Raw genomic sequence first — 26,950 nt, forward strand, 5'->3', positions numbered from 1 at the left:
CGAACTGGCACATCGCAGCCGCAAGGCGCGGGTCAACTTGCCCGTCCGAATCCCGACCAAAGCGTGTATTCACAACAGCTCCGACAGAACGGCCATGAAATGGTCGTTCTCCGCTGTCGAGCCGATGCTGACTCGCACATAGGTGTCAAAACCCTGCTGCTTCCACGGCTTGACGATGACGCCGTGACGCAGCAGGCCTTCGACGAAGGCGGAAGCATCTTGCCGGCAGTTGAAGAACAGGAAGTTGCCCCTGGAGGCAGCGACATCGAGGCCCTTGCTCGCCAGGAAAGTCTCGACGCGTTTTCTCTCTGCATTGGCCAGCGCGACGACCCTGGCAAGGTGTTCGTCGTCGGCCAGTGCCGCGAGTGCGGCCGCCTGGGCCATCGCGTTGGCGTTGAAAGGCGTGCGGACGCGATCGAGCAGCGCGCGCAGCTCCGGGTCACCGACGATGCCGAAGCCGATCCGCAATCCGGCCAGACCGAACGCCTTGGAAAAGGTCCGCAGCACGATCCAGGGCCGGCCCAGCTTTTCGAGATAGGGCAGGGACGATGCATAATCGTCGCCCTTGGCATATTCGGCATAGGCTTCGTCGATGACGATCAGCGTCTCGTCGCCGACCGCATCCAGAACCCTGGACAGATCGCCGCCGGAGAGCCAGCTGCCGACCGGGTTCATCGGGTTCGAAAACAGCAGCATGCGCGGCCGTTCGCGCACCGCCTCGACCAGCGCATCGACATTGATGGTGAGATCGTCGTTGACGACAACGCGTTTGACGGTCGCCCCCATCAGCGTTGCGTAGTCCTCATGCAACGGGAACGACGGATAGAGCGTGACGACCGCGTCGCCCGGCCGCAACACGGCACGGCTGATGACGGAGAGAAGGTCTTCGGAACCGTTGCCGAGGATGATCTGGCCCTCGGCGACGGCATATTTGTCGCCGATCGCCTGGCGCAGCTTGCGCCCGGCGGGGTCGGGATAGAGGCGGAACATCTCGGAGCCGGCATGCATCGTCGTGGCTAGCGTCGGGCTGGGCCCGAGCGGGTTTTCGTTGGAGCCCAGTTTGGCGATCCTGGCCGGTGCGTATCGCTCCATGACCTCGTCAATGGTGAGCCCGGAATTGTAGGGCGACAAACGGTTGACTTCGGTGCGGACCATATCCGAGGCTTTCGACACGGGTGGGCTCCTCTGCGGTGGATTTCGTCATCCGTACCGTAGTCGAAATAGTTTGTATATGCTTGTATATGTAACTTGATCTGATAGTCTCGACGCTGAAGCGGAAACCGACGCCGGCAAGGAGGATCACATGCGCAACGCTTCTCTCTTCGATCTCTCCGGCAGGAAGGCGCTTGTCACCGGCGCAAGCCGAGGCATCGGGCGCAGCATCGCCGAAGCGCTGAGTGCCGCCGGCGCCGACGTCGCGGTCTCGGCGCGCAGCCTGGCGTCATTACAGGACACAACGACAGCCATCCGCGCCGCCGGCGGGGTGGCGCATGCCGTTGCCCTCGACGTCACCGATGTCGGTCGCTGCCGCGCAGCCACCGCAGAGGCTGCCAGCCTGCTTGGCGGTCTCGACATTCTCGTCAACAATGCCGGCGTGGAGGAGGTGCGGCCCTCGCTCGATGTCGACGAGGCGCTGTGGGACAGGATCGTCGACACGAATCTCAAGGGAGCGTTCTTCTGCGCCCAGGCCGCCGCGCGGCAGATGCGCGATGCCGGCCGTCCTGGTGCCATCATCAATCTGTGCTCGCTGACATCCGAAGTCGGAATTCCCACCGCGGTGCCATACGGCTCGTCGAAGTCGGGCCTGCTCGGCATGACCCGCGCCCTTGCGGCGGAGTGGGCGGAGCTTGGCATAAGGGTCAACGCCATCGCGCCGGGATATTTCAGGACGGCGATGACCGACGTTTTCTACAGCAACGAGGCATGGCAGCACTCCATGCTGGCCAAAATCCCGCAGCGTCGTTTCGGCGACCTCCACGACCTGCATGGCATCGCCGTGTTCCTCGCTTCGGATGCGGCTGCCTACATAACCGGCCAGTCCATTCCGGTCGATGGCGGCTTTCTCGCCTCGATCTGACGAGGCAGGTTTGTCTCCGTGGTTTCGACGGATGATGGAAAAATTGCTGGCGACTATCATACATACATGTATATACTTTTGCCCGGTGAAGCCTCTCGACGGCTTTGATCCTTGCCCCGGTCGGCCTGTCGACCCGCAGAACTATGGCCATCCACGGGCCAACCGTCATTGCGTTCCAAGAGTTCCAGGAGACGAGCAGTTATGTCCGACATCAGCTTCCACGATTTGTCATCCATCGATGCCGACCAGCGCGCCAGTCTGCTGAAGCGCGCCGAGGCCGATCTGACGGTCTTCGTCGAGAAGGTCCGGCCGATCATCCAGGCCGTCAAGGACGAAGGCGATGCCGCCTTGATCCGCTTCGCCAGGGAACTCGACAAGGCCAATGTCGCCGAGGGCGAACTGCAGGTGTCGGAAGCCGAGTTCGACGCGGCGTTCGACAAGGTGGAAAAGGATGTGGTCGAGAGCATCCAGTTCGGCATCGACAACATCAGGCATTTCCATGAGGAGCAGAAGCCGGAGACGATGTGGCTCAAGGAAGTCCGGCCGGGCGCCTACGCCGGCGACAGGTACACGCCGATCGCATCCGTTGCGCTCTACGTGCCGCGCGGCAAGGGCGCCTTTCCATCGGTGACGATGATGACGTCGGTGCCGGCGGTGATTGCCGGCGTGCCGCAGATCGCCATCGTGACGCCGCCGACATCGGATGGTTCGGTGGATGCGGCAACGCTCGTCGCCGCGCGTCTCGCCGGCGTGGGCACGGTCTACAAATGCGGCGGCGCCCAGGCAGTTGCCGCCGTCGCTTACGGCACCGAGACGGTGAAGCCCGCGCTCAAGATCGTCGGCCCCGGCAGCCCGTGGGTGGTGGCGGCCAAGAGCGTGCTGTCGTCGGTCATCAACACAGGCCTTCCGGCCGGCCCGTCGGAAGCGATCATCTTTGCCGATGACAGCGTTGACGGCGGCCTTGCCGCGCTCGACCTGTTGATCGAAGCCGAGCACGGGCCGGATTCCTCGGCCTATCTGGTGACGCACAGCCGCAAGGTTGCAGAAGCAGCGCTTGCTGCACTTCCCGAGCATTGGTCGCGGATGACCGAGCAGCGTGTCGAGTTTTCGCGCGCGGTGCTGACCGGCAAGCGCGGCGGCATCGTGCTGACGGCGTCGCTGGAGGACAGCTACCGCTTCATCAACGACTATGCGCCCGAACATCTCGAGATCCTGTCGAAGGAGCCATTCGCGCATCTCGGGCGCATCACCGAGGCCGCCGAAATCCTGATGGGTCCGCACACGCCGGTGACGCTGGCCAATTTCGTTCTCGGCCCCAATGCGGTGCTGCCGACCAGCCGTTGGGCGCGGACTTACGGCCCGCTTTCGGTGACGGATTTCGTCAAGCGCTCGTCGATCGGCTATGTCACCTCGGCGGCCTATCCGGAACTCGCTCTGCACGCCCGCAGGCTCGCCCGCTACGAGGGCTTCAGCTCGCATGAGAACGCGGTCTCGGAAATCCGCGACCGCTATCTCGCCGGTTGAGCGGAAGCGATCGTGATGAAGGCCGCACGACTGTATGGACCTGGTGACTTGCGCATCGAGGACATCGCCACGCCGGGCGTGCCGGATGCGGGCTGGGTGAAGCTCAGGGTCGACGCCGCCGGCATTTGCGGTTCGGACCTGCACAATTTCCGCACGGGACAGTGGATAAGCCGGTCGCCTTCGACGGCCGGCCATGAGTTGACCGGCACGGTGACTGCCATCGGCGCGGGCGTGGACGCCTTCGCCGTCGGCGACAGGGTGGTCGCCGATTCCCGTTTCTGGTGCGGAGACTGCGCGCAATGTCATGGCGGCAGGCGGCATCTCTGTGTGTCGCTGGGCTTTGTGGGAGAAATCTGCGACGGCGGGTTTGCCGAACAGGCGGTGCTGCCCGCGCGGCTTTTGCATATCATCGATGCCGGGCTCGACGAGCGGGTCGCGGCGATGGCCGAGCCGCTGGCGGTGGCGCTGCACGCGGTGCGGCGCCTGCCGAAAACGGCCGGCTCCGTGCTGGTCGTCGGCTGCGGGCCGATCGGCGGTCTTGCCGCGCTGCTGCTGTCTCGAACTTTTGCGGGCACCGTGCTCGTAACCGACCGCAACCAGGCCCGCTGCGCCCGCGTGTCGCAGGTGACGGGTGCCAGGATCGTCGATCTGAACCGAGATGCCGTTGCCGCCGCAACCGCCAATGCCCCGCTGCTCGCGGCCATTGAGGCGACCGGCAGCGTCGCGGCGCTCAACCAGTTGCTTGGCGTTGTCGATCCCGGCGGCACGATCGCCATGGTGGGCATCTTCCATGGCCGCCTCGACATTGATCCCAATACGCTGGTCGAACGCGAAATCGGCTTGCTGGGATGCCACGCCTTTGCCGATGAGCTGCCCGAGGCGGTGCGGATGCTAGGTGAACTCAGCGAACCGCTGTTGGCGCTGATCGACCAGGAGATCGGCCTGGATGACATTCCGGCTGCCTATGAGCGGCTGTTGGCGGGACACAGCGACGGCTTGAAAACAATCATCCGCATGCGGCAACCTGTCGAGCAGTCGTGATTTCCGATGAATCGCCGGAAAGGACTTTTGAAATGATCACTTTGCCCGACACGGCCAGCCCTCTTTACGAGAAGGTGAAGGACTACATCCTGGCGAACATCGGAACGGGCCGGTGGGGCAAGGATCGCAAGCTGCCGTCCGAGAACGAGTTGGTGGCGTCGCTCGGCGTGTCGCGGATGACGGTTCACCGGGCGCTCAGAGAGTTGACCTCGGCCGGGTTCCTGATCCGCCTGCAAGGTGTGGGAACCTTCATCGCGCCGCCGCGGCCGCAATCGACGCTGATCGAGATCAACAACATCGCAGCCGAGATCGTCGAGCGCGGCAACAGGCATCGTTCCGAAGTCCTCGTCCTCGAAACCATCATGCCGACAAAGGAGCTGGCGCTGTCGTTCGAGTTTCCAAAGCGCGTCTCGATCTATCATTCCGTCGTCGTCAATTTCGAGAATGATCTGCCGGTGCAGCTGGAAGAGCGCTTCGTCAATCCGAGCCTCATTCCCGATTACGACAAGCAGGATTTTTCGAAGACGGCGACCTACGACTATCTCATGCAGAAAACCCCGGTGACCGAAGTCGAGCATATCATCTCGGCGATCCCGGCCGACGCCGAGACGGCGCGGCATCTGGGCATCGATGTCGGCGCCTGCTGCCTTTTCCTGCACCGCCGGACATGGACAGGCGCGGTGGTGGCCACCATCAGCAAGCTGACCTATGCCGGCAGTCGCTACTCGCTCGGCAGCCGCTATTCCCCTTCAAAAAGCAGCTAACGGAAGCAGGACGAATGCAAGTCGGAGCGGTTTCGTTGCCAATGTATATACATGTGCTGACGAGAACGCTTTCGCTCTCGAATGGACGGGCCAAGAAGGACAACAGATGACGCAGACACCGAGTCGCACGGCGCAGATCCGGGCACTCGCGCAGCATGATGTTGCCGAAGCACAAAGCGCGCTGGCGGCATTGCTGGGCGACCTGTTTGCGATGAGTCCCCGCAATGTGCGCATCAACTTCGACAAATACAGCCTCAATTCCCTGAACGGCTTCTTCGAAGACGACGGCAAGGCCTACTTCTTCAAGTTCCATCAGGAGGAGCGGGAGGAGGGGATGACGGGCGAGTATTACCGCGCCGAGATTCTGTCGCGCGCCGGCCTGCCGGTCGACCAACCCATACACATGTCGGCGCAGCCCGGCGAGCAGATCCTTGTCTACCGCCGCCGCACGGATCCGAGATTTTCGGATGTGCTGTTCGCGCTGGATGCGCAGGACGATGCCGGCAAGCGGCAAGAAGCCGTTCTTGCCGAGCGCGACCTGTCGGCCAGGCTGCTCAAGGTCTATCTCGAGACGCTGCATCCCGTCACTGGCGAGGACGTGGCGGCGGAGCCGATCCACAGGCTGTTTCATGAGCGGCTGATCGATGCCGAGACACGCTTGTCACCAGGCGGCCGGCTGGCCGATTTCTATGTCGGCAAGCCGTTCGTCTTTCCCGGTGCCGAGCTGGATTGGGATCGGTTTTCCCGGCTGAAATTCGTCATCAACGGCCAGCAGTACACCCACAGCGTCGGTGAGCTTTTCGATGCCGCCGCGGTGCGCTTGCGGCCCGACCGGCTTGCCGATGCCGGCGGCGTGGTCGCGCATGGCGACGCCCACAACGCCAATGTCTGGTACACGGCTAAGGCGGGGAGGGCGGAACTGTCCTTCTTCGATCCCGCCTTTGCCGGCTCGCATATCCCGACGCTGCTGGCGGAGGTGAAGGCGACGTTCCACAACATCTTTGCCCATCCGTTCTGGCTCTATGATCCGGCGACCGCGACAGAGGCTTTTCGCGCCCAGGCGCGGCTGGACGGAAATCTGCTCCATGTCGACACGGACTGGGACCTGAGCCCCGTCCGCCGCGACCTGCTGGAGGTCAAGGCGACAGCGCTGTGGCGGCCATTGCTGCTGGAGCTCAAACGGCGCGGCATGCTGCCGGCCGATTGGCGCGCGGTGCTGCGGGCCGGTCTTTTCCTGTCGCCGACGCTGGTCATGAACCTGCGGGCCGGCGCGCGCAGCCATACGCGGGTCTCCTCCCTCATTGCCTTCTCAGTCGCGGTCATGGTCGGCAGCGAACCCGTTGCCGGAGCCGATCGGGTGACGGGTTTCCTCGATCGGATCGATCCGGAAAAGCGTGAAAATTGAGTCTTTCCAACTTGTATATGCATGTATGTATTTTAGCCTTGACATCCGCTCCCGCTGACGCTGAAATATCCTCGCACTTCACCATGAAGTGGCAGGTAAGACGCCGAGGCACAGTGCCGCAAGAGCAGAAACCCGCAGTCTCACCAGACCGGCTGCCTGGGTTAGAAAAAGCGGTCTGATCATCAAGGGGAACAAAGATGATGCGTAACCTAACAGGACAATTTCGCGCGCTCGTGATGGCCGCCGCCATCGGGCTGGCCGCCGCCCCGGCAGCCTACGCAGCCGATGCGGCCATTCCCACCACGCCCGAGGCAGGAGCGTTCAAGATCGGGATCGAGCCCTGGCTCGGCTATGGCCAATGGCATGTCGCCGAGGCCAAGGGCCTGTTCAAGACGAACGGGCTGAGCGACGTCCAGATCGTTAATTTCGCCGAGGACAAGGACATCAATGCAGCACTTGCAAGCGGCCAGCTCGACGCCGCCAACATCGCCACCCACACGGCGATGGGCATGGTCGCGGCCGGCCTTCCGGTGAAGATCGTGCTGCTGCTCGACGTCTCCATGACCGCCGACGCCATCATCGCCGGCAAGGACGTCACCTCCATCGCGGACCTCAAGGGCAAGCAGGTGGCCTTCGAGGAAGGCACGACGAGCGACATTCTGCTCAAATACGCGCTCGCCAGGAACGGCATGTCGATCGACGATGTCAAGCCGGTTCCGATGCCGGCGTCCGACGCCGGCAGCGCCTTGATCGCCGGCCAGGTGCCGGTCGCGGTGACCTATGAACCGTACCTCACCGTCGCCATGGCGCAGAACAAGGACCTCAAGCTGCTGTTCACCGCCGGCGAGGATCCCGGCCTGATCAGCGACGTGCTGGTGGTGCGTGACGAGGTGATCAAGTCGCGGCCCGGCCAGGTGCTGGCCATGATCAAGAGCTGGGACGCGGCGCTCAAGGACTACAATGCCGACACGCCCGGTGGACGCGCCATCATCGCCAAGGCCGTCGGTTCGGACGTCAAGGACCTCAACACCGCCTTTGACGGCGTACGCTACTACTCACTCGCCGAAAACAAGACGGCGCTGACAGGCGACTTCACCACCAAGACCTTCGCCGATGTCGAAGCCGCCGCCAAGAACGCCAAGCTGCTGCAGGCCGATGTGACGCCGGAGCAGATGATCGACCCGGCCTTCGTCAAGGCAGCGGAATGACGAAGGCCGGATCGCGGTGGTGACACAGATGCCCCGGGAGCGACCGGCGGCAGGACCGGTCACGAAACCGGCGAGGCGCCGCCGATCCTCCGGGATCGGCGTGCCCATCGCCAGGTCGCGCTTCCTGATCATCGCGGTGGCCGTGTTCGTCGGGCTCGGCCTTGCCTGGTGGGCGGCGACCGGACTGGGGTTGGTAAAGCCGATCTTCCTGCCGTCGCCGGGCAGCGTAGCTATGCAGATCGCCAAGCTCGCCGCCGACGGCACGTTGTGGCTGGACCTCAAAGCCTCGATGTATCGTATCTCCATCGGCTTCCTCATCGCCTCGGCCCTGTCGATACCGATCGGCGTGCTGATCGGCAGTTTCCGGTCCTGGGAAGCGGCCATCGAGCCGCTGGTGGATTTCATCCGCTACATGCCGGTCGTCGCTTTCGTGCCGCTCTCCATCCTGTGGGCGGGCACCGGAGATTCGCAGAAATTCCTGATCATCTTCATCGGCACCTTCTTCCAGCAGGTGCTGATGATCATGGACAATGTGAAACGGGTTCCAGCCGATTTCATTGGCCTTGGGCGTACACTCGGCTTGCCGGATCGCAAGATCCTGACGCGCATCGTCGTTCCCAGCGCCTTGCCGGGCATCTGGGATACGCTGCGCATCAGCCTGGGCTGGGCATGGACCTGGCTGGTGCTGGCCGAACTTGTCGCCGCGACTTCGGGGCTCGGCTATCGCATCACCGTGTCGCAGCGCTATTTCCAGACAAACACGATCATCGGCTACATCCTGCTGCTCGGCCTGCTCGGCCTCATCACCGACCAGGTGATGAAGGCGCTGGAAAAGGTGCTGTTCAAGCAAGAGGGCCGCTCGCAATGAGGTCCAGCCGATGAGCCCCCCCAAACTGCGGATCGCCGGTCTCCACAAGAGCTTCGGCACCGGCGAGCGGCGCACGGAAGTGCTGCGCGACATCAATCTCGATCTTGCCGACAACGAGTTTGTCTCCCTGGTCGGCACGTCGGGCTGCGGCAAGAGCACGCTGCTGTCGATCGTGGCCGGACTGCAGGACTTCGACGCCGGCGATCTCAGCATCGATGGCGCGCCGATCCTGCAGCCGGGTCTCGACCGTGGCGTCGTCTTCCAGTCCTACACGCTGCTTCCCTGGCTGACGGCGCGGCAGAACATCGAATTTGCCCTCAAGGCCGCCGGTTACGATCGCCCGACCTGCCGCAGGATCGCGCTGGAGCATCTCGAACTCGTCAAGCTGTCCGACAGCGCCGACCGCTATCCGGCCGAACTCTCGGGCGGCATGAAACAGCGCGTCGCCATTGCGCGCGCGCTTTCCTACCGGCCCAAGATGCTGTTGATGGACGAGCCATTCGGCGCGCTCGATGCCTTGACCCGGCATCAGATGCAGGAACTGCTGACCCAGATCTGGGAGGAACACAGGTTGACCGTCCTGTTTGTCACTCATGATGTGGAGGAGGCCGTCTATCTGTCGGACCGCATCGTCGTCATGGGGATCGGCCCGGGACGCATCACGCAGACCTTCAACGTCGATATCGAGCGCCCGCGCCGCGAAGAGGTGATGGAAAGCCCTGCATTCATGGATCTGCAGCGCGGCGTGCACAAGGCCATCCGCGAGGGTTCAAAACGCCCCGAAATGGCGTAGGCGCCTGTGGTAGGCCCAATCACGTCGCCTTGCCGACCGCCGCATCCAACTCCAGCTCGCCTTCCGAAATGTCGTCGAACGAGGCGTAGTTCATGTTGTAGAGGCGGGCGTAGAGGCCTTTTCGGCCCATCAATTGGTCGTGGTTGCCGCTTTCGACGATCTCGCCGTTCTGCAGCACGATGATGCGGTCGGCGCCGCGGATGGTGGCAAGACGGTGGGCGATGACCAGCCCGGTGCGGCCTTCCAGCAGGGTGATCAGCGCCTTCTGGATCAGCATCTCGGTGTAGGAATCGATGCTGGCCGTGGCTTCGTCGAGCACCAGGATCTTGGCGTCGGCCACCAGTGCACGCGCAAAGCTGATCAGCTGGCGCTGGCCGAGCGAGAGATTGCCGCCGCGCTGCTCGAGTTCGGTATCGTAGCCATCGGGCAGGTTCTCGATGAAATCGTGCGCGCCGACGGCTTGTGCGGCGCGCACCACCTCCTCGCGGCTGGCTGATGTCTTGTGGTAGCGGATGTTTTCCAGCACCGAGCCGGAGAACAGGAACGGCTCCTGCAGCACCATCGCCACCTGATCGCCGAGCGAATCCTGGGTCAGGTCACGCACATCATGGCCGCCGACCAGAACCTCGCCCGACCAGACATCGTAAAAGCGGTGCACCAGCGCCATAGAGCTGGACTTGCCCGATCCGGTAGGGCCGACAAGGGCCACGGTCTCGCCCGGATTGACGCGAAAGGAGATGTTCTTCAGCACCGGCTGGTTCGGCCTATAGCCGAAGGTGACGTTCCTGAACTCGACCGAGCCGTCCATGTCGCGCGACAGCGTCACCGCGCCTTGCCTGTCGCTGACGTCGACCGGCACGTCGAGCACTTCGGAGATGCGCTGGCCCGAAGCCATGGCGCGCTGCATGACGCTGTATTGCATGGTCAGCGAGCGGATCGGGTCGAAGAAGCGCTGGATGTAGAACAGGAACGCCACCATGACGCCGATGTCGAGGCTGTGCGACAGCACCATCGAACCGCCGACGACGATGACGGTCGCCATGGCGATGCCGGTCAGCGTGTCGACGATCGGCACCATCACCTGCGCGTATTTCGCCGAGGTCAGATGGGCATTGAGATTGGCCAGCACCTTCTCGTCATAGAGGTCGAAATTGACGTGCTGGCGCTCCAGGCTCTGCACCGTGCGCACGCCATGGATGCCTTCGGCCAGCGCGCCATTGGCGATCGAGTTGGTTTCGTGCGCGGCCATGAAGGCGACCTTGGCGCGCGGCAGCCAGAACAGGCGCACGATGAACAGCACCGGCATGGTCGACAGCGTCAGCAGGCCGAGCCGGAAATCCAGCCACAAAAGCACGCTGACGATGCCGAACAGCAGCACGATGTCGCCCACCGACATGACCGACGTTTCGAGGAATTCCTGCATCGAATTGACGTCGCCCTGCAGGCGCGACATCAGCCGCCCGACCTCGGTCTTGTCCATGAAGCTCAACGAGACCCGCTGCAGATGGCTGAACATGGCCCGGCGCAGGTCGGAGAGCACGTTCTCGGCCACTTTGCCGACGACGCTTTCCTGCACATAGGAGGCGGCATAGTTGATCAGGATGATGACGGCGAAAGTGATGATCGCTGCGATCATCACCGGCTGGTCGAGCCTGCCCGCCGTCATGCCGTGGTCGATGGCGTAGCGGATGACCAGCGGGATCGCCAATTGCGTCAGCGTGAACACCAGCACTGCGGCGACCGAGATGAAGATCCGGCTCTGATACGGTCTCACGAAGCTCCAGATGCGCCTGACGATGCGCGGGTCGTAGGCCTTGCCGAAGACTTCTTCCTCGTCGCGATGCGAGCCCACGACAGCCCTTGTCGGCCGGCGGCTGGTATCTTCCTTGTCGTCGTCGGCCTGTGTCGACATCATGCGGCTCCCGCCACGACAGGCCGCTCATCGTCCGGCCGCAGCTGCAAATCGTAGAGCGCGCGATAGCGGCCACCGAGCGCCAGCAGTTCCTCGTGCGTGCCGCGCTCGACGATCCGGCCACCCTCGACGAACAGGATCTGGTCGGCATGCATCAGCGAGCTCAGCCGGTGCGAGATGATGAGCGTGACGCGGTCCCTGGCGAAGCGCTTCATCGCCGCCCGGATGCGCTGTTCGGTACCGGCATCTATTGCCGCGGTCGAATCGTCGAAGACCAGCACCGATGGCCGCAGCATCAGGCTCCGCGCAATGGTCAGGCGCTGCCGCTGGCCACCGGAAAGCGACGCGCCGCGCTCGCCGACAACCGTGGTGTAACCGGCCGGGAGGCCCATGATGTAATTGTGCAGCTGGGCGTACTCGGCTGCCTGCCCGATGCGGGTCTCGCGCGCCCAGGGATTGCCATAGGCGATGTTGTTCTCGATCGAGGTGGTGAACAGGAACGCGTCCTGCTGCACGACGCCGACGGCCTTGCGCAGCGATTTCAGCGTCACCTCACGAATGTCCTGGCCGTCGATGGTGATCGAACCCGAAGTGACGTCGTAGAAACGCGGGATCAGATGCGCGATGGTCGACTTGCCGCTGCCCGGTGGGCCGACAATGCCGATGGTCTCGCCGGACCGGGCCTCGAAGGAGATGCCGGACAGCGTCGGCCGGCCGCCTGCGCCCTCATAGCGAAAGCCGACATTGTCGAAGCGCAGCACGCCGTCGCTGACGACGAGATCCCTGGCGCCGGGCGCGTCCTCGATGTCGAGCTCGGCGTCGAGCAGTTCGAACAGCCGGGTGCCGCAGGTCGAGGCGCGCGCGAAGGAGTTGACCATCAGCCCGAGCTGGCGCACCGGCATCTGCAAGATGGTCATGAAGGTGAGGAACTGCGCCAGCGTGCCGACGCTGATCTGGCCTGCGATCACCTTCTGGCCGCCGAACCACAGGACCAGCCCCATGGCGGCCAGGAACGAGAAATTCATGGCGCTGGTGTTGGCGACGCGGATGTCGACGCGCTGATTGGCGAGGTCCAGTGCATCGCGCTTGGCGCGATCGAATTTTTCCAGCTCATGCCGCTGCGCTGCGAAAGCGCGCACGACACGGATACCGCCGAGGTTCTCATCCATCACCCGGCTCAGCACCGAGAGGCGCTCCTGCAACGTCAGCCAGGTGCTGCGCAGTTTGAGCTGGGTGACCGAGGACCGCCAGGCGACGAACGGCACGAAGCTCAGACTGAGCAACCCGAGCACGGGATCGGTGCTGACCAGGAGATAGGCGCCGACGCCGATCAGCACGCCGAGCAGCACCACGCGCAAAATGCCGGTGGAAAAGAACATGCGCACGCCGTCGAGATCGAGCAGGCCGAGCGTGATGAGATCGCCGGTGTGGACCCTGTCGTGGTAGGCGAAGCTCAGGCGCTGGATCTTCTCGTAGAAAGCCAGGCGCAGTTCATAGCCGGTGCGGTGGCCGACGGCCTCGCCATAGTAGTTCTGCGCCATTGTGAAGAGGCCGCGCAGGATCGAGACGACGAGCAGCGTCAGCGCCGTATTCCACAGCGCCTGTTCCGCGGCAGCGCCGGCACCCGCGGCCATCACACCTTGCGCCTGGTCGATGGCGCGGCCCAGCAGGCGGGGAATGAAAAGCTGCAAGGTCGCGGCAATAAAGGTCGAGACGATGGTGATGGCGACCTGCCAGGGATGGCGCAGCGTCATGCGCACGATGCGGAGCAAGGTGCTGAGGCCCTTGCCCCAGGAGGCTTCCGCCACATGGGCAAACGATTTGCCGCGCTCCGGCGCGCCGCCGATTGCTTGCGTGTTCAAGGGAAATGTCCAAACCAATCCGGAGGGTAGTCCGGACTAATAAAGCAGACTCAATTCAGATGGCGCGATGTTACGCGTGTCCGACTTGGCCGTTCAAGAGCCAATTCCGGTATCGCACTGTGCCTGAACGGAAAGCGAGCATGCGACTGCGATCCGGCTGGCACCAGCGACGGAATCTTCTTGCTGAAGGGCGTTGGCGGGACGAGGCCAGCATCCGGCTGTACGCGAGCGACGGCCGGACGGCGTGCGATCTTCCATCCGGCCGGAATCCGGTCTGCTAGAGCCGGATGATTTCAGGTCGAATCGAGCTGAAATCTGAATCCGTCTCTAAATCAAAGAGATAGAGTATGATGTCGTCCGAAAACCGCTTCACACTTTTCGGCATCATGCTCTAGGCAGGTATCAGGACGGCGATACGATGGACGCCGACCTCCTTGCTTGTATTCGTCGCCTCGTCGGTCTTGCCCTTGGCGCAGGTGTACATGTCGCCTTCCTTGAGCTTGAATTCCTTGTCGGCTTTCTTGATCGTGAATGCGCCTGAAGTAATGGTGCAGACCATGTCATTGTCCATCACCATCTGAGGCGCGTGTGCGCCGGGCTGGAACACCACGTCGACGACTGCGATGCTCTTGTAGGCGGGAATGTCGGAGTCGCCGGTGCTGACCTCAACCACCCTGACACCGGGCGCAATCTCCTTGCCTTCCTTCGGGCCATATTTCTTGACCTTCGCGGACGCCGCCAGGGTGAACAGAGGCGTTATCGCGGCAGCCGTCACACCGAGAGCAATTGCAGACCTGCGATTTATGGTTTTCATTGCATCCTCCCACATGTTCGTCACGAACGAATGTGCATGACCACAATATATTAGCATGAACGAATATATTTGTATGCGAGGAAACACCCAGGCCCAGCGCGGGCACCAGGAACTCCGGGCTTCCAGTGTCGGCAAATCAGCACGCTATGACAATGTTGCACCGCCTCGCCAGCCGTCGGAGAGGTTCCATGCATCGGACGACCTGCCTGCCGCTGAAACCGAGTTGCTGCGGACCTTCGGACTGCTGTTGAGCCGCTCAAAAACCCTGGCCGTGCCGCCAGCAGGCGATCCGGTGGCCAGCCGCAACCTCCATGGCTGATGGTTCTGCCTTTCTGCAGCCGGGCAGGACCAGGGGGCAGCGATCGGCGAAGGCGCATCCGGTGTTCGGGACACCGGTGGCCTCGATCTCGGCTGGAGCGGATAGTTTCGGCTCGGCCTCATCGGAAGAAGCGGCCAGCAGCAGGGCCGTATAGGGGTGGTTGGGGCCTTTGAAAATCTGGTCGGATGAACCGGTTTCGACCAGGCGTCCGCGATAGAGCACGCCGATCCTGTCGGCCATGTAGCGCACCACGCTGAGGTCGTGGCTGATGAACAGATAGGTCGTGTCCTTGTCGCGCTGCAGGTCGTTGAGCAGGTTGAGAACGGTCGCCTGGACGGAGACGTCGAGTGCCGAGGTCGGTTCATCGAGCACGACGACCTTCGGCACGCCGGCGAAGGCGCGCGCGATCGCCGCCCGTTGCCGCTGGCCGCCGGACAGCGAGCGCGACTTCTGCTCGGCCGTGGCGCCGGCGAGGCGAACCGAGGCCAGCAGGTCGCCGACGCGGGCTCTCACCTCGCTGCGGCGCAGGCCGGCGAGCCGGCGCAGCGGACGGCCGAGGATGCGACCGATCCGCTGGCGCGGGTTGAGCGTGCGATCCGGCGACTGGAAGACCATCTGCACGTCGCGGCGTTCGGCAAGGTTTCTCTTCTCGACGCGCGGCGCGACCGTCCTGCCGAACAGCTCGACCGATCCGGCATTGGGCATCTGCAGGCCGGTGACGATGCGTGCCAGGGTCGACTTGCCCGAACCGGACTCGCCTATCAGCCCGAAGGTTTCGCCCTGGCCGATGTCGAGATCGATGCCGTGCAGCACTGGCTGGCTGCCGAAGGCATGACTGATGCCTTTGCAGGCGATCGCGACCCGGCGTTCTTTTGGCAAGCCGGCGTCTTCGCCTTGGGCTATGGGGTGCGCTGGCACGCCGTCCGTCTCCGCCAGTCTTCCGTCCCGCTTGGTGTAGTTGAGCGCCGGGATCGAGGCGATGAGCGCCTTGGTGTAGGCGTGAGAGGGGTTGTCGAAGACATCGCCCGCAACGCCGCTTTCGACCACGGTTCCCGCCTGCATCACCGCCACCCGGTCGCAGGAGCGGCGGATCATGTTGATGTCGTGGCTGATCAGCAGGATGCTGGTTTTGTGATCCTTGCGCAGGTCGGAGAGGATGGCGATGATCTCGGACTGGACGCTGGCGTCGAGCGCCGTCGTCGGCTCATCCAGCACCAGCAGCGACGGGTCGAGCGCAATCGCGATGGCGATGTTGGCGCGCTGCTGCATGCCGCCGGAGAGTTCGTGCGGATAGAGATCCAGCACACGCTCCGGATGGCTGACGCGGACCCGGCCGAGCAGTTCGGCCGCACGCTCGCGCGCCTCGTCGAGGCGAACCGGGCGGTGCCGCATGATCGTCTCGGTGATCTGCCGGCCGATCGTCATGCTTGGATTGAGCGCCGCGCCCGGATGCTGGTAGACGGCCGCGATTTGATTTCCCCTGAGCCGGCGGAGCTGCTCGGCGGAAAGGTCGCGGATTTCGCGGCCCTGGAATTCAAGCGCTGAGGCCGCGATACGGGCGTTCTTCGGCAGATAACGCAGGATGGCGAGCGCCACAGAGCTTTTGCCCGATCCTGACTCGCCGACCAAGCCGAGCGCTTCGCCTTCGCGGATGTGCAGCGACACGCCGCTGACGGCGGGATGCGATCCCTTGCGCCCGTCATAGGCGACGGACAGCTGGTCTACGTTCAGAACTGAGGAGGACATGGGGACTTGAAACCACTTTCTTCCAGCGCCGCCATCGAGGGCAATAGCTTCCGCTTTCGGAGTGCATTATCTCTATAAAATTACTCGGATTAAGCCGGAGCGCAATCTACCTTTCTCGCATCAGCAGAGATTGTCGCGGCTTAGGCAAGCAGCGCGACGGTCTCCGGAGCAGATCTGGAAGGAGGCCGTCATGGCTCGAGACCACATGATCCTCAGCGCATTCTTCTTCAACCCGCAGGGCGATCATCGGATGTCCTGGCGCCATCCCAGGGCGCCGGGGCGGGAGGTGCTGGACTTCGAATTCTACCGCGATCTCGTGCAGGCGGCCGAGCGCGCCAGGATTGACACCATCTTCGTCGCCGACCACGTTTCGATTTGGGATTCGGTCAAGAGCGGCGTCGCCCACTACGCCAATGCCCGCCTCGAACCGCTGACGCTGCTCTCGGCGCTGGCGGGCGTGACCAAGCATATCGGCCTGATCACCACGGCATCGAGTTCCTACAGCGAGCCCTACAATGTGGCGCGCATGTTCGCCTCGCTCGACCACATCAGCAAGGGCAGGGCGTCGTGGAACGTCGTCACCTCGGCGATGGACGAGGAGGCGCGCAATTTCGGCCGCGACGGCAATATCGAACATGCGTTCCGCTACGAGCGTGCGGCCGAATTCCTCGATATCGTCAAAGCGCTGTGGGACAGCTGGGAAGACGAGGCGCTGCTGATCGACAAGGCGTCGGGCTATTTCGCCGACCCCGACAAGGTCCATCCCATCGATCACAAGGGCAAGCACTTCAAAGTCCGCGGCCCGCTCAACGTCTCGCGGCCGCCGCAGGGCCATCCGCTGATCGTCCAGGCGGGCTCCTCGGAGGACGGCAAGAACTTCGCCACCGCCCAGGCCGATGCGCACTTCGCCATCTACAGCACCAAGGAAGATGGCATCAAATACCGTCAGGATATCAACGAGCGGCTGGCCCGCCACGGCAGGCGGCCGGAGAGCTTCAAGATCCTGCCCGGCATCCTGCCTGTTGTCGCCGCCTCCGAAGCAGAAGGCCGGGAAAAGCAGGAATACCTGCAGACCTTGCTGCCGGATCAGGTCGGCATCGACCTTCTGTCCAGCTGGAGCGGGTTGGACCTGTCGCTGTTCCCGCCGGACGGGCCATTGCCGCCGCTGCCGGACGAGAGCACGTTCAACGGCGGACGCACGTCGCTCAACCGGGTCAGGCAATGGGCGAAGCAGAATCTCAGCCTGCGCGAGATCGCCCGCAAACTCGCCAACAGCGGTTCGGTGCCGACCGTCGCCGGCACGCCGGTACAGATCGCCGACCAGTTGCAGGACTGGTTCGTTTCCGGTGCCGCCGACGGCTTCAACTTGATGTTCCCGCTGCTGCCCGAGGACTGGGTGAATTTCGCCGAACAGGTGGTTCCGGAGCTGCAGCGGCGCGGCGTGTTCCCGACCGAATACGCGCCGGGAACGCTGCGCGACCGCTTCGGCCTGGCGCGGCCAGCCAATCGCTTCGCCGAACAACGCGACAATGCGCGCGCGGTGTCCTGACGTCAGGCCGGGAGAACGATCATGACCGTTGCACCAAGATTGCAGCCGCGCGAAGCCACCGCGCCGCAGCTCGTCAATGTCCTGCACAGCCCCAAGCGCGTGCGCGTCAAGTTCGGCGGCCGCACCATCGCCGACAGCCGCAACGTGCTCGTGCTGCGCTCCAACCATTTCCTGCCGATCTATTTCTTCCCGCCGTCAGCGGTCGACCCGTCGGTGCTGAGACCCTCACCGCATCGCGAACCGCACCCGGTCGGTGGCGAAACCGCCTATTGGGATATCGACAGCGGTGACAGGCGCAGCGCCAACGCGGCCTGGGCGTTCGTGTCGCCACCGGATGAAAACCTGGCGCCTCTGGCCGGCCGCATCGCCTTCACCTGGAAAGCCGTCGACCAATGGTTCGAGGAGGAAGAGGAAGTCTTCGTCCACGCCCGCGATCCCTACGCACGCATCGATGTGCTGCAGAGCTCCAGCCATGTGCAGGTCTGGTTCGACGGCGAGCCGATCGCCGACAGCCACCGCCCGGTTCTGCTGTTCGAGACGCATCTGCCAACGCGTTTCTATCTGCCGGCGGAAGACATCCGGCTGGAGCGGCTGACGGCGTCCGTCACAACGACGCGATGTCCTTACAAGGGCATCGCCTCCTATTGGTCCGGCCTGCTGAGCGACGGCTCGGTGCGCCCTGACATCGCCTGGAGCTACCGGGATCCCATAGAGGAAATGCCCAAGATCAAGGGCCTCATCGCGTTCTATCCGCAGGCCGTCGACCGCATCCATCTCGACGGCGAACCCGTCGCATAGCTTTCAATCTTCATTTCAAGGCAGGGTTTAACATGACCAAACTCAGAGATATCGACGCAGTTCGCAATCTGTCGGGGGACATCTGGAATGTCGCCGTCGACGAATATCAGGGCGGCTTTCTCAAGCGCCGCGATCTCCTGAAATACGCCGCACTGCTCGGCCTGACCGGCTTTGCCGCTTCCCAAGGGCTTGGAGGCGCGCGCGCCGCGACTGCTGCCGGCGGCACGGTTCGCGTCGGGCTCGGCCAGCCGACCAAGGCGATCGATCCGGTTTCGGTCACCGATCCGGCCAGCATCGGGGTGATCAGCCAGGTCGGCGAGTATCTGATCCTCGACGATCCGAAGGATGGTCTGCAGCCGAAGCTGGCTCTGTCCTGGGAAGCAAACGAGACGGCCAGTCGTTGGACCTTCAAATTGCGGCCAGGGGTGAAATTCCACGATGGCCGCGCGGTCACCGCTAGGGATGTTGTGGCGAGCTTCGAGCGGCTGGTCGATCGGGCCAGCGGCTCGTCGGCGCTGTCCGCCTACAAGGGCATCCTGTCCAAGGGCGGCGCCAAGCTGGTCGACGACGAAACCGTCGCCTTCGATCTCGACGGCCCAAACAGCAACTTCCCCTTCTATGTCTCCTCAGACGTCTACAATGCCGTCATCCTGCCGGCCGACTATGCCGGCGATTTCGAGAAGAGTTTCAACGGCACCGGTCCGTTCAAGCTCGAATCCTTCCGTCCCAAGCAAGGCGCCAGCTTCGTTCGCAATGAAGACTACTGGGGCGACAAGGCGCTGCCCGACCGGGTCGAGATCAAGTTTTTCGACGACGAGCAGGCGCAGGTGCTGGCGCTGCAGGCCGGCCAGCTCGACGTCATCCCGAGCACGACGCGCCTGGAGCTGGCGATCGAGGGCAATCCCAATTTCAAGCTGCTGAGCGTGCAGGCAAGCTCGCATGACCAGGTGCATCTCAGAACCGACCAGGCGCCGTTCACCGACAAGCGCATCCGCCGCGCGCTGGCGCTCACCATCGACCGCGAGGCGGTGGTCAAGGGCCTGCTCAAGGGCCGCGCCATCGTCGGCAACGACACCCCGTTCGCGCCGATCTTCCCTTCCGCCGATCCGTCGGTGCCACAGCGCAAGCAGGACATTGCGGAAGCCAAGCGCCTGCTTGGTGAGGCGGGTGTGCCGAACGGCTTCGAGGTGACGCTGACCACCGAACGCGCCTATGACATTCCCGACTATGCGGTGATCATCCAGAACTTCGCCAGGAAGGCCGGCATCGACGTCAAGCTCAACGTCCTGCCGCAGGACGCCTATTACGGCTCGGCGACCTTCGGTAGCTCGCCCTGGCTGGATTCGGTGCTCGGCATCACCGACTACGGCCATCGCGGCACGCCCGACATCTTCCTCAACGCCACGCTGAAGAGTTCGGGAGCCTGGAACGCGGCGCATTTCAACAACCCGGCCTATGATGCGCTGCTGCTCGACTACTCGAAGGCGCGTGATCTGCAGGCACAGCGCCTCGTTGCCGGCAAGATCCAGACCTTGCTGCTCGACGAGACGCCGGCGATCATCAGCTACTTCTCGCAATACAGCCGGATCGTCAGCTCGAAGGTCGAGGGCGTCCGCTTCACCGCGATCTCGCATCTGCTGCTCGATCGCGTTTCCTTCGTCCAGGCATGATCGCGACATGCTGACCGGTCGCATTCTGTCAGCGCGTCTGGGCACACTTGTCCTCACGCTGTGGCTGGTCAGCATCCTGGTGTTCTTCGCCGGGCAGGTCCTGCCCGGCGATGTCGGCCGTGTGATGCTCGGGCCTTTTGCCGATGCGCAGGCGGTGGCGGAACTGAACAAGCGGCTGGGCGCCGATCAGCCGGTTCTCGTCCAGTACTGGCTCTGGTTCAGCAAGGCCGTCACCGGTGACTTCGGCACCTCGCTGTCGATGCGCGGGCCGGTGGCGCCCTTCGTGCTGGAAAGCCTCAAGCGCTCCGCCGCCCTTGCCGGCATTATTCTGATTTTTCTCATTCCGCTGGGCGTTGGTGCCGGCGTCGTTGCCGGTCTCAATGCGGGCCGCTTGATCGACCGGCTGATCGTGATGGCAGGCGTCTCCTTCGGCATTGTGCCTGATTTCGTTTCTGGCCTGATGCTGCTCATCGTTTTCGGCCTGTGGCTGAACTGGTTCCCGATCTCCGGTGTTGCGCCCGATGGCGCGGGCTTCTGGACGCATGGCTATTATCTGATCCTGCCGGCGCTGCCGCTGGTGCTGAACCTTGCCGGCTACATCGCCCGGATGACGCGGGCAGGGGTGATCGAGGCAATGGCCGCCGATTATACGCGCACCGCCGTCCTGAAAGGGCTCGAGCGGCGCGAGATCATCTTTCGGCACGTGCTGCGCAACGCGCTGACGCCGACCATCGCGGTGCTGGCGACGCAGACCGGCTACATGCTTGGCGGGCTGGTGGTGATCGAGGCGCTGTTCGGCATCCAGGGGCTTGGCAATCTGGTTCTGAATGCGGCCAAGGCACGCGATTTCCCGATGCTCGAGGCCGGCGTGCTGGTGATGGCGGCAATCTTCGTGCTGTCGGCGGCGGCCGGCGACCTCGTACTGGCGCTGCTCGATCCGCGGCAACGCCGCCGGACCTCGCCATGACAGATCTGGCGGAGTTTCCCGCACCACCGCGCTCCGTGGCCGGCTTTCCGGCAGTGCGCCGGATCCGCAGTGCTTTCGCCGGATTGCCGCCGTCGGTCGTGGTCGGATCGCTGCTGCTTCTGTTCTGGGTCGTGTGCGCCATAGCAGGCAACCTCTTCGTTCCCTACGATCCCTATGCCGAGGATTTCCTGGCGATGCTGACGCCGCCCGACGCGCTGCACTGGTTCGGGACCGATCAGCTCGGCCGCGACGTGCTGTCCCGCATAGTCGTCGGATCGCGCGACATCCTGCTGGTTGCGCCGCTGGCGACGCTGGCCGGTGTCGCCGCCGGCAGCATCATCGGGTTGGTGCTCGGCTATTTCGACGGCCTGGTCGATGCCATCGGCGCGCGGCTGCTCGATACGCTGATGGCGTTTCCGTTCATCGTTCTCGTCACCATGACGCTGGTGGCCATCGGCCCGTCCAATGTAACGGTCATCCTGGTGATCGGCATCGCCTACGCGCCGCTGGTGGCGCGCACCGTCCGCGCCGCCGTGCGCGAGCAGAAGGAGCGCGACTATGTCAGCGCTGCGCGGCTTGGCGGCGAGGGCCCGCTCGCCATCATGTTTCTGGAGATACTGCCCAACATCAGGGAAACGATCTTGATCGAGCTGGTCACAAGGCTGGGCTACGCGTTCTTTTCGATCGCGACGCTGAGCTTTCTCGGCCTCGGCATCCAGCCGCCATCGGCCGACTGGGGACTGGCTGTCGCCGACGGCTATGGCTTCCTGACCGGCGGCAAATGGTGGGTCGTCGTCTTCAATTCCGCGGCAATCGTCTCACTGGTCATGGCGACCAACCTGATCGCGCAAGGCATCGGCGCGTTTGAAAATAGCGATGCATGAGCCTGGATTGGGCGCGTCGAAAAATCTCTTTTGCATTGAAGCCTGACGCGCATCCTTATATCGCATGGCTATGAAGAAAATCGGTTTCCTGTCGTTCGGGCACTGGACGCCCTCGTCGCAATCGCAAGTGCGCTCGGCATCGGACGCGCTTTTGCAATCCATCGAGCTGGCGATCGCCGCCGAGCAACTGGGGGCGGATGGGGCCTATTTCCGCGTGCATCATTTCGCCCGCCAGCTCGCTTCGCCGTTCCCGCTGCTGGCGGCAGTCGGAGCCAAGACCAGCCGCATCGAGATCGGCACCGCCGTCATCGACATGCGCTACGAGAACCCGCTCTACATGGCCGAGGACGCCGGTGCTGCCGACATCATCGCCGGCGGCCGCCTGCAGCTCGGCATCAGCCGCGGCTCGCCCGAGCAGGTGATCGATGGCTGGCGCCATTTCGGCTATGCGCCGCCGGAAGGCCAGAGCGACGCCGACATGGCGCGGCATCATGCCGAGGTCTTCCTCGAGACGCTGCGGGGCGAGGGGTTCGCCCAGCCCAATCCACGTCCAATGTTCCCCAATCCGCCCGGCCTCTTGCGCCTCGAGCCGCATTCGGAGGGTTTACGCGAGCGGATCTGGTGGGGTGCTGCCACCAACGCCACGTCGGAATGGGCGGCCAAGCTCGGCATGAACCTGCAGAGCTCGACGCTCAAATTCGACGAGAGCGGCAAGCCGTTCCACATCCAGCAGGCCGAGCAGATCCGCATCTACCGCGAAGCCTGGAAAGCGGCCGGTCACAAGCGCGAGCCGCGCGTCTCGGTCAGCCGCAGCATCTTCGCGCTGGTCGACGATCGCGACCGTGCCTATTTCGGCCGCGGCAATGAGGGCCGCGACCAGATCGGCTTCATCGAGGAGAACACCAAGGCGATCTTCGGGCGCAGCTATGCGGCCGAGCCGGATGTGCTGATCAAGGAATTGGCGCAGGACGAGGCAATCGCCGAGGCCGACACGCTGCTGCTCACCGTTCCGAACCAGCTCGGCGTCGACTACAATGCGCATGTCATCGAGGCGATCCTGACCCATGTCGCGCCGGCGCTGGGCTGGCGCTGACGCCAGATAGATCGAAGCGGAGTGCTCCAAGGGAGGGACACCATGCCAAAGAAGGCCTTGATCGCTTGGGGCGGCTGGGAGGGCCACACGCCGGAGCAGAGCGCGAAGGTCGTTCGCACCTTGCTTGAGCGAAACGGCTTCGACGTCACGCTGGGTGAGGGCACGGCGATGTTCGCTGATCCGGAGCTTGCTTCCTTCGATCTCATCGTGCCCGTCATCACGATGTCGACGATCGAAAAGGCCGAGCTGCAGAACCTGATGCATGCGGTTCGCGGGGGGAGCGGACTCGGCGGCTTCCACGGCACGATGGGCGACAGTTTCCGCAATGAGCCCGACTATCAGTTCATGACCGGCGGCCAATGGGTGGCGCATCCCGGCAACATCATCGACTATACTGTCGCGATCACCAGGCCGGACGAGCCGATCACATCGGGCATCAGCGATTTCGCCTACCGGTCGGAGCAGTATTACATGCATGTCGACCCGAGCAACGAAGTGCTGGCGACCACCACCTTCACCGACGCGCATTTTCCTGGGATAGGCGGCGTCGTCATGCCGGTCGTCTGGAAACGGCGCTATGGGGCGGGGAAGGTTTTCTACAGTTCCCTTGGTCACACTGCGGATGAGTTCGCGGTGCCGGAAATGGCGCTGATGGTGGAGCGGGGTTTGCTTTGGGCGGCTCGGGGGTAGCAGCAGGCGAAGTTCGTGAAAATCTGGTGGAATTCACAGGACATCTACGGAGATATCCAGTGAACGATTTCAGTTGGTCCGCTTCCGAAAAGAAGCTCGCCCGCCACGCCTTCGATAAGGCTCTTGAGGCGGCCCTCGCAAAGACGATGGCCGAATTCAAGAGCAAGGCCAGTGCGGTGACGGTTCCCTCCCAGATGTGGGAGCTGGAAGCCTATTTGCGTGAACAGCGGCGGGATATCGATCGGACGTTCGACTACCGCTATTCGCAGCTCCTTTATGTCTTCGCTCATCTCATCCGAGCAGGCTACCTCGATGAAAAGCTGCTTGCCGGTCTGGCGCAAGACAAATTGGACGCCATTCGGCGGGACCTTGCCTTTGCGGCGGGACGCCCGGCCAGCGGATGACGACGGGAGGGAGTGCGGCCGTCCCAATCCCTGCCATGCTGGAAAAGCGGCCGTTGTCGTACTACCATCCCGTCACATGGCGAGGGGGATGAGATGGACCATCAGCGTACTGTTTTTCTGATCGGCGCAGGTTCCGTTGGTGACGACGAGCAAGCTGTGTTCACGCTGCACGTGAACGGCGCTGCCTGCAATTTGAAATGCAGTTATCGGGACAAGGTGATCGAGGCAGAAGAGGAAGACTTTTTCGAGGCTCTGTTCCAAATCCGTCAGGCACTCGAAGTCGATGGCCTGCTACCCTTCTGTTACGGAGCAAGCGCCAATGTTTATCCGGAAAATACCGTGATGGAGAAAAGTCGCGGATTGATAGCCTGCAAGGTGAAGACGGGGCGATTTCCGCAAGAGAGCGATCTGGTCGACATATTTGATGATGGCGTCGACGTGGTTCCGGTTTTCGTCCATATGCAGCAGGAATTTTGGGAAGAATGGCTGACTTCGCTGCCTTCCTAGCGGCTGGCGTTCATCCAATCCCTCCGGTTACCAGATAGGCGCCGGCGCTGCGCCCATCCTCCAGCCGCACAATAGCCGTCACGATCGAGCCATACGAGCCACGCCAGACGCTGTGGAACCGCTGGTGCTCTGCGGCCGGAACCAATGCCTGTCCACAGGAGCGCGCTCCGCTTCGCTGCATCGCGACAGGCTCGCCGTTGACATGCACCTTGACACTGGCGTTTTCCGCCTCGGCGTCGATCGGCAGTTCGAGCGTGATGGTGATCTCGTCCTGATCGCCCGTCGTGCGCGTCTCGGCGGCAAGCGCGATGACGAGCGGAGGTGCCTTGCCGTCACCGGTTTGCGTGGGCCGGCGGGAAAATACATCTTCAGTCAGTTCCGGCGTGCGTGGGGGCAGGGTGCGGCGCCGGGTCGACTGTTCGAAATCGCCGGCCATGCGCAACAACCTGACATCATCATAGGCCTTGCCGGCGAAAGTCAGGCCGACCGGCATGCCGATATCGGCCATGGTTCCCATCGGCACGGTGACGGTGGGGATGCCGAAATGGCGCCAGACCAGATTGCCGTTGGCGACCCAGGTGCCATTGCGCCAGGCAAGGGCGGCGGACGCCTCGTCGATGTCTGCATCGGCCGGTCCGACATCGGCGGCCGCGGGCAGCACCACGGCGTCGATGCCATGGGCGTCCAGCCAGTCCTCGAAATCGATCCGCCTTGTCGCTTCGAGGCCCTTCAGGCCTTCTTCAATCGTCGGGATTTCCGTGACGGGCGTGACGCCGGACCGCGCCCGCTCGACATATTCCCTCAGGTCGAAGCCGCCCTCATAGCGGTCGGGCAGCGTGCCCGGCGGCTGCGGGAAGATCTTTGGGCCGTCGACCGAGACGAGATCGGGCAAAGACGGGTCGGCATTGGCGCGCAAAAAGTCGTCCCAGCCCCAGATGCAGAGATCCCAGAGTTCGCGCTCGGCGAACTCTTGGGGCATCAGCCCGCGCTCGACCATGGTGCGCGCGCCGGGGCGGTCGCGCTCATAGTTGGAAACGACGGGAAAATCGACCTCGACCACCTCGGCGCCAAGCCGCGCGAGATCGGCCGCTGCCTGTTGCCAAAGGGCAAGCACCGAGGCGCGGGTTTCGATCGGCGCATCGGCCTCGCTGTCGCGGCCGATATACATTCTGGGCACGCCGAGCCGCTTGCCTTTCAACGACCCCGCCAGTGCGAGGTCGGTATAGCGGGGCGGCCGCACGTCGGAGCTTTTCGGCAGCTTGACCCAGGGCTGCGCGCGCCAGAAATCGCCTCGCGTCTCGGGATCGTCGGCGACGATCACATCGAGCAGTTCGAGCATGTCGGGCATTGTCCGCGCGTGCGGCACCACGACATCCATGGTCGGCACAAGGGGCCAGTTGCCGCGCACCGAAATGACGCCGCGCGACGGGGTGTAGGCGACCAGTGCATTGTTGGTGGCCGGCGCGCGGCCGGACGACCAGGTTTCTTCGCCAAGCCCGAAGGCGCAGAAGCTGGCCGCCGTCGCCGTGCCGGAGCCATTGGACGAGCCCGACGCGAAGGCGGCGGTCAGATAGTCGCCATTGTAGGGGCTCTCGGCGCGACCGTAGACGCCGCGCTGCATGCCGCCATTGGCCATTGGCGGCATGTTGGTCAGCCCGATCAGCACGGCGCCGCCGGCGCGCAGCCGGGCAATGGTGAAGGCGTCCTCATTGGCGATGAGATGCTCGAAGGCGGGCGAACCGGCGGCCACCGTCAGGCCTGACACCTTGTAGCTGTCCTTGGCGGTGTAGGGGATGCCGTCGAGCGGTCCGAGCACGGCGCCATTGCTTCGGCGCCGGTCGGAGGCTGCCGCCTCCTTAAACATGTCAGGGTTGAGCACTGGGACGGCGTTGAGGCTGATGCCGTGGCGGTCGAAATGCCCGATGCGCCTGAGATAAGCCCCGACCAGTTCGACGCTGGTGACGGTGCCGTCATCAAGCGCGCGGCGCAGTTGGTCGATCGTCGCTTCGACGAGATGAAGGCTGGCATCGGTCATCACAGGTTCCACATTTCCAC

The 26,950-nt window shown here is 63.6% G+C and carries 23 protein-coding genes; 17 read left to right on the forward strand and 6 right to left on the reverse strand.

Annotated features, from left to right (window positions below; genetic code table 11):
* Positions 1–69: 69 nt before the first annotated feature.
* Positions 70–1,173 carry a histidinol-phosphate transaminase gene (locus tag NP503_RS01885; protein ID WP_127270781.1) on the reverse strand — a complete coding sequence of 368 codons (1,104 nt, stop codon included), beginning with the start codon at positions 1,171–1,173 and terminating at the stop codon, positions 70–72.
* 130 nt (positions 1,174–1,303) lie between these two features.
* Between NP503_RS01885 and NP503_RS01890 the strand changes: the two genes are divergently transcribed.
* The 8 genes from NP503_RS01890 (at position 1,304) to NP503_RS01925 (ending at position 9,680) form a co-directional block, all read left to right on the forward strand.
* Positions 1,304–2,077: an SDR family NAD(P)-dependent oxidoreductase gene (locus NP503_RS01890; protein WP_127270780.1), complete on the forward strand. Its 774-nt coding sequence runs from the start codon at positions 1,304–1,306 to the stop codon at positions 2,075–2,077.
* 201 nt (positions 2,078–2,278) lie between these two features.
* Positions 2,279–3,601, forward strand: coding sequence for a histidinol dehydrogenase (hisD, locus tag NP503_RS01895; protein ID WP_127272454.1), 1,323 nt, complete (start codon positions 2,279–2,281; stop codon positions 3,599–3,601).
* A 15-nt stretch (positions 3,602–3,616) separates the two neighbouring features.
* Positions 3,617–4,642: a zinc-binding dehydrogenase gene (locus NP503_RS01900; protein ID WP_127270512.1), complete on the forward strand. Its 1,026-nt coding sequence runs from the start codon at positions 3,617–3,619 to the stop codon at positions 4,640–4,642.
* A gap of 32 nt (positions 4,643–4,674) precedes the next feature.
* Entirely contained in the window at positions 4,675–5,406 is a 732-nt protein-coding gene (hutC, locus tag NP503_RS01905; protein WP_013530484.1) for a histidine utilization repressor, read from the forward strand.
* Positions 5,407–5,512: 106 nt separating this feature from the next.
* On the forward strand, positions 5,513–6,811 hold the full coding sequence (locus NP503_RS01910; RefSeq protein ID WP_127272453.1) for a hypothetical protein: 1,299 nt from the start codon (positions 5,513–5,515) through the stop codon (positions 6,809–6,811).
* Between the two features lie 200 nt (positions 6,812–7,011).
* Positions 7,012–8,019: an ABC transporter substrate-binding protein gene (locus NP503_RS01915; protein WP_127269923.1), complete on the forward strand. Its 1,008-nt coding sequence runs from the start codon at positions 7,012–7,014 to the stop codon at positions 8,017–8,019.
* Between the two features lie 100 nt (positions 8,020–8,119).
* The gene (locus tag NP503_RS01920; RefSeq protein WP_127384037.1) at positions 8,120–8,887 is read left to right on the forward strand and encodes an ABC transporter permease; all 768 of its coding nucleotides are present in this window, start codon (positions 8,120–8,122) and stop codon (positions 8,885–8,887) included.
* A gap of 10 nt (positions 8,888–8,897) precedes the next feature.
* Positions 8,898–9,680: an ABC transporter ATP-binding protein gene (locus tag NP503_RS01925; RefSeq protein WP_127269920.1), complete on the forward strand. Its 783-nt coding sequence runs from the start codon at positions 8,898–8,900 to the stop codon at positions 9,678–9,680.
* Positions 9,681–9,699: 19 nt separating this feature from the next.
* Here the strand turns inward: NP503_RS01925 and NP503_RS01930 are convergent, their stop codons facing one another.
* The 4 genes from NP503_RS01930 to NP503_RS01945 form a co-directional block, all read right to left on the reverse strand.
* A complete protein-coding gene (locus NP503_RS01930; RefSeq protein WP_127271034.1) occupies positions 9,700–11,592 on the reverse strand; it encodes an ABC transporter ATP-binding protein in 1,893 nt (630 codons plus the stop codon).
* On the reverse strand, positions 11,592–13,454 hold the full coding sequence (locus tag NP503_RS01935) for an ABC transporter ATP-binding protein (RefSeq protein WP_127270175.1): 1,863 nt from the start codon (positions 13,452–13,454) through the stop codon (positions 11,592–11,594). The genes NP503_RS01930 and NP503_RS01935 overlap by 1 nt, the downstream gene beginning before the upstream one ends.
* A 391-nt stretch (positions 13,455–13,845) precedes the next feature.
* Positions 13,846–14,268 carry a cupin domain-containing protein gene (locus NP503_RS01940; RefSeq protein WP_127270176.1) on the reverse strand — a complete coding sequence of 141 codons (423 nt, stop codon included), beginning with the start codon at positions 14,266–14,268 and terminating at the stop codon, positions 13,846–13,848.
* A 256-nt stretch (positions 14,269–14,524) separates the two neighbouring features.
* A complete protein-coding gene (locus NP503_RS01945; RefSeq protein ID WP_127271032.1) occupies positions 14,525–16,333 on the reverse strand; it encodes an ABC transporter ATP-binding protein in 1,809 nt (602 codons plus the stop codon).
* A gap of 190 nt (positions 16,334–16,523) precedes the next feature.
* Here NP503_RS01945 and NP503_RS01950 point away from each other — a divergent pair, with 190 nt between their 5' ends.
* The 9 genes from NP503_RS01950 (at position 16,524) to NP503_RS01990 (ending at position 24,895) form a co-directional block, all read left to right on the forward strand.
* Positions 16,524–17,882, forward strand: coding sequence for an LLM class flavin-dependent oxidoreductase (locus NP503_RS01950; RefSeq protein WP_127269473.1), 1,359 nt, complete (start codon positions 16,524–16,526; stop codon positions 17,880–17,882).
* A gap of 21 nt (positions 17,883–17,903) precedes the next feature.
* The gene (locus NP503_RS01955; RefSeq protein WP_127269474.1) at positions 17,904–18,680 is read left to right on the forward strand and encodes a DUF427 domain-containing protein; all 777 of its coding nucleotides are present in this window, start codon (positions 17,904–17,906) and stop codon (positions 18,678–18,680) included.
* Positions 18,681–18,712: 32 nt separating this feature from the next.
* The gene (locus NP503_RS01960) at positions 18,713–20,350 is read left to right on the forward strand and encodes an ABC transporter substrate-binding protein (protein WP_127271029.1); all 1,638 of its coding nucleotides are present in this window, start codon (positions 18,713–18,715) and stop codon (positions 20,348–20,350) included.
* Between the two features lie 7 nt (positions 20,351–20,357).
* Positions 20,358–21,317, forward strand: coding sequence for an ABC transporter permease (locus NP503_RS01965; RefSeq protein ID WP_127269148.1), 960 nt, complete (start codon positions 20,358–20,360; stop codon positions 21,315–21,317).
* On the forward strand, positions 21,314–22,201 hold the full coding sequence (locus NP503_RS01970; RefSeq protein ID WP_127269149.1) for an ABC transporter permease: 888 nt from the start codon (positions 21,314–21,316) through the stop codon (positions 22,199–22,201). The genes NP503_RS01965 and NP503_RS01970 overlap by 4 nt, the downstream gene beginning before the upstream one ends.
* 70 nt (positions 22,202–22,271) lie before the next feature.
* Positions 22,272–23,294 (forward strand): LLM class flavin-dependent oxidoreductase, encoded by a 1,023-nt coding sequence (locus NP503_RS01975; RefSeq protein WP_164748804.1) that lies wholly within the window; start codon positions 22,272–22,274, stop codon positions 23,292–23,294.
* Between the two features lie 42 nt (positions 23,295–23,336).
* Positions 23,337–23,984 (forward strand): ThuA domain-containing protein, encoded by a 648-nt coding sequence (locus NP503_RS01980; protein WP_127269151.1) that lies wholly within the window; start codon positions 23,337–23,339, stop codon positions 23,982–23,984.
* Positions 23,985–24,043: 59 nt separating this feature from the next.
* A complete protein-coding gene (locus NP503_RS01985; RefSeq protein ID WP_127269152.1) occupies positions 24,044–24,388 on the forward strand; it encodes a hypothetical protein in 345 nt (114 codons plus the stop codon).
* A gap of 93 nt (positions 24,389–24,481) precedes the next feature.
* On the forward strand, positions 24,482–24,895 hold the full coding sequence (locus NP503_RS01990) for a hypothetical protein (protein WP_127269153.1): 414 nt from the start codon (positions 24,482–24,484) through the stop codon (positions 24,893–24,895).
* Between the two features lie 10 nt (positions 24,896–24,905).
* On the opposite strand, the gene NP503_RS01995 is transcribed toward NP503_RS01990, so the two are convergent.
* A complete protein-coding gene (locus tag NP503_RS01995) occupies positions 24,906–26,930 on the reverse strand; it encodes an amidase (RefSeq protein ID WP_127271026.1) in 2,025 nt (674 codons plus the stop codon).
* Between the last annotated feature and the right edge of the window lie 20 nt (positions 26,931–26,950).

The organism is Mesorhizobium sp. SEMIA396, from assembly GCF_024518615.1.
Classification (GTDB): Bacteria; Pseudomonadota; Alphaproteobacteria; order Rhizobiales; family Rhizobiaceae; genus Mesorhizobium.

What these genes read in the sequence shown, in the direction of transcription:
- NP503_RS01950 (WP_127269473.1), top strand. Translation starts at nt 16,524, where the DNA reads ATGGCTCGAGACCACATGATCCTCAGCGCATTCTTCTTCAACCCGCAG.
- NP503_RS01910 (WP_127272453.1), top strand. Translation starts at nt 5,513, where the DNA reads ATGACGCAGACACCGAGTCGCACGGCGCAGATCCGGGCACTCGCGCAG.
- NP503_RS01890 (WP_127270780.1), top strand. Translation starts at nt 1,304, where the DNA reads ATGCGCAACGCTTCTCTCTTCGATCTCTCCGGCAGGAAGGCGCTTGTC.
- NP503_RS01980 (WP_127269151.1), top strand. Translation starts at nt 23,337, where the DNA reads ATGCCAAAGAAGGCCTTGATCGCTTGGGGCGGCTGGGAGGGCCACACG.
- hisD (WP_127272454.1), top strand. Translation starts at nt 2,279, where the DNA reads ATGTCCGACATCAGCTTCCACGATTTGTCATCCATCGATGCCGACCAG.
- NP503_RS01965 (WP_127269148.1), top strand. Translation starts at nt 20,358, where the DNA reads ATGCTGACCGGTCGCATTCTGTCAGCGCGTCTGGGCACACTTGTCCTC.
- NP503_RS01995 (WP_127271026.1), bottom strand. Translation starts at nt 26,930, where the DNA reads ATGACCGATGCCAGCCTTCATCTCGTCGAAGCGACGATCGACCAACTG.
- NP503_RS01955 (WP_127269474.1), top strand. Translation starts at nt 17,904, where the DNA reads ATGACCGTTGCACCAAGATTGCAGCCGCGCGAAGCCACCGCGCCGCAG.
- hutC (WP_013530484.1), top strand. Translation starts at nt 4,675, where the DNA reads ATGATCACTTTGCCCGACACGGCCAGCCCTCTTTACGAGAAGGTGAAG.
- NP503_RS01960 (WP_127271029.1), top strand. Translation starts at nt 18,713, where the DNA reads ATGACCAAACTCAGAGATATCGACGCAGTTCGCAATCTGTCGGGGGAC.
- NP503_RS01915 (WP_127269923.1), top strand. Translation starts at nt 7,012, where the DNA reads ATGCGTAACCTAACAGGACAATTTCGCGCGCTCGTGATGGCCGCCGCC.
- NP503_RS01925 (WP_127269920.1), top strand. Translation starts at nt 8,898, where the DNA reads ATGAGCCCCCCCAAACTGCGGATCGCCGGTCTCCACAAGAGCTTCGGC.
- NP503_RS01930 (WP_127271034.1), bottom strand. Translation starts at nt 11,592, where the DNA reads ATGTCGACACAGGCCGACGACGACAAGGAAGATACCAGCCGCCGGCCG.
- NP503_RS01975 (WP_164748804.1), top strand. Translation starts at nt 22,272, where the DNA reads ATGAAGAAAATCGGTTTCCTGTCGTTCGGGCACTGGACGCCCTCGTCG.
- NP503_RS01970 (WP_127269149.1), top strand. Translation starts at nt 21,314, where the DNA reads ATGACAGATCTGGCGGAGTTTCCCGCACCACCGCGCTCCGTGGCCGGC.
- NP503_RS01945 (WP_127271032.1), bottom strand. Translation starts at nt 16,333, where the DNA reads ATGTCCTCCTCAGTTCTGAACGTAGACCAGCTGTCCGTCGCCTATGAC.
- NP503_RS01940 (WP_127270176.1), bottom strand. Translation starts at nt 14,268, where the DNA reads ATGAAAACCATAAATCGCAGGTCTGCAATTGCTCTCGGTGTGACGGCT.
- NP503_RS01990 (WP_127269153.1), top strand. Translation starts at nt 24,482, where the DNA reads ATGGACCATCAGCGTACTGTTTTTCTGATCGGCGCAGGTTCCGTTGGT.
- NP503_RS01900 (WP_127270512.1), top strand. Translation starts at nt 3,617, where the DNA reads ATGAAGGCCGCACGACTGTATGGACCTGGTGACTTGCGCATCGAGGAC.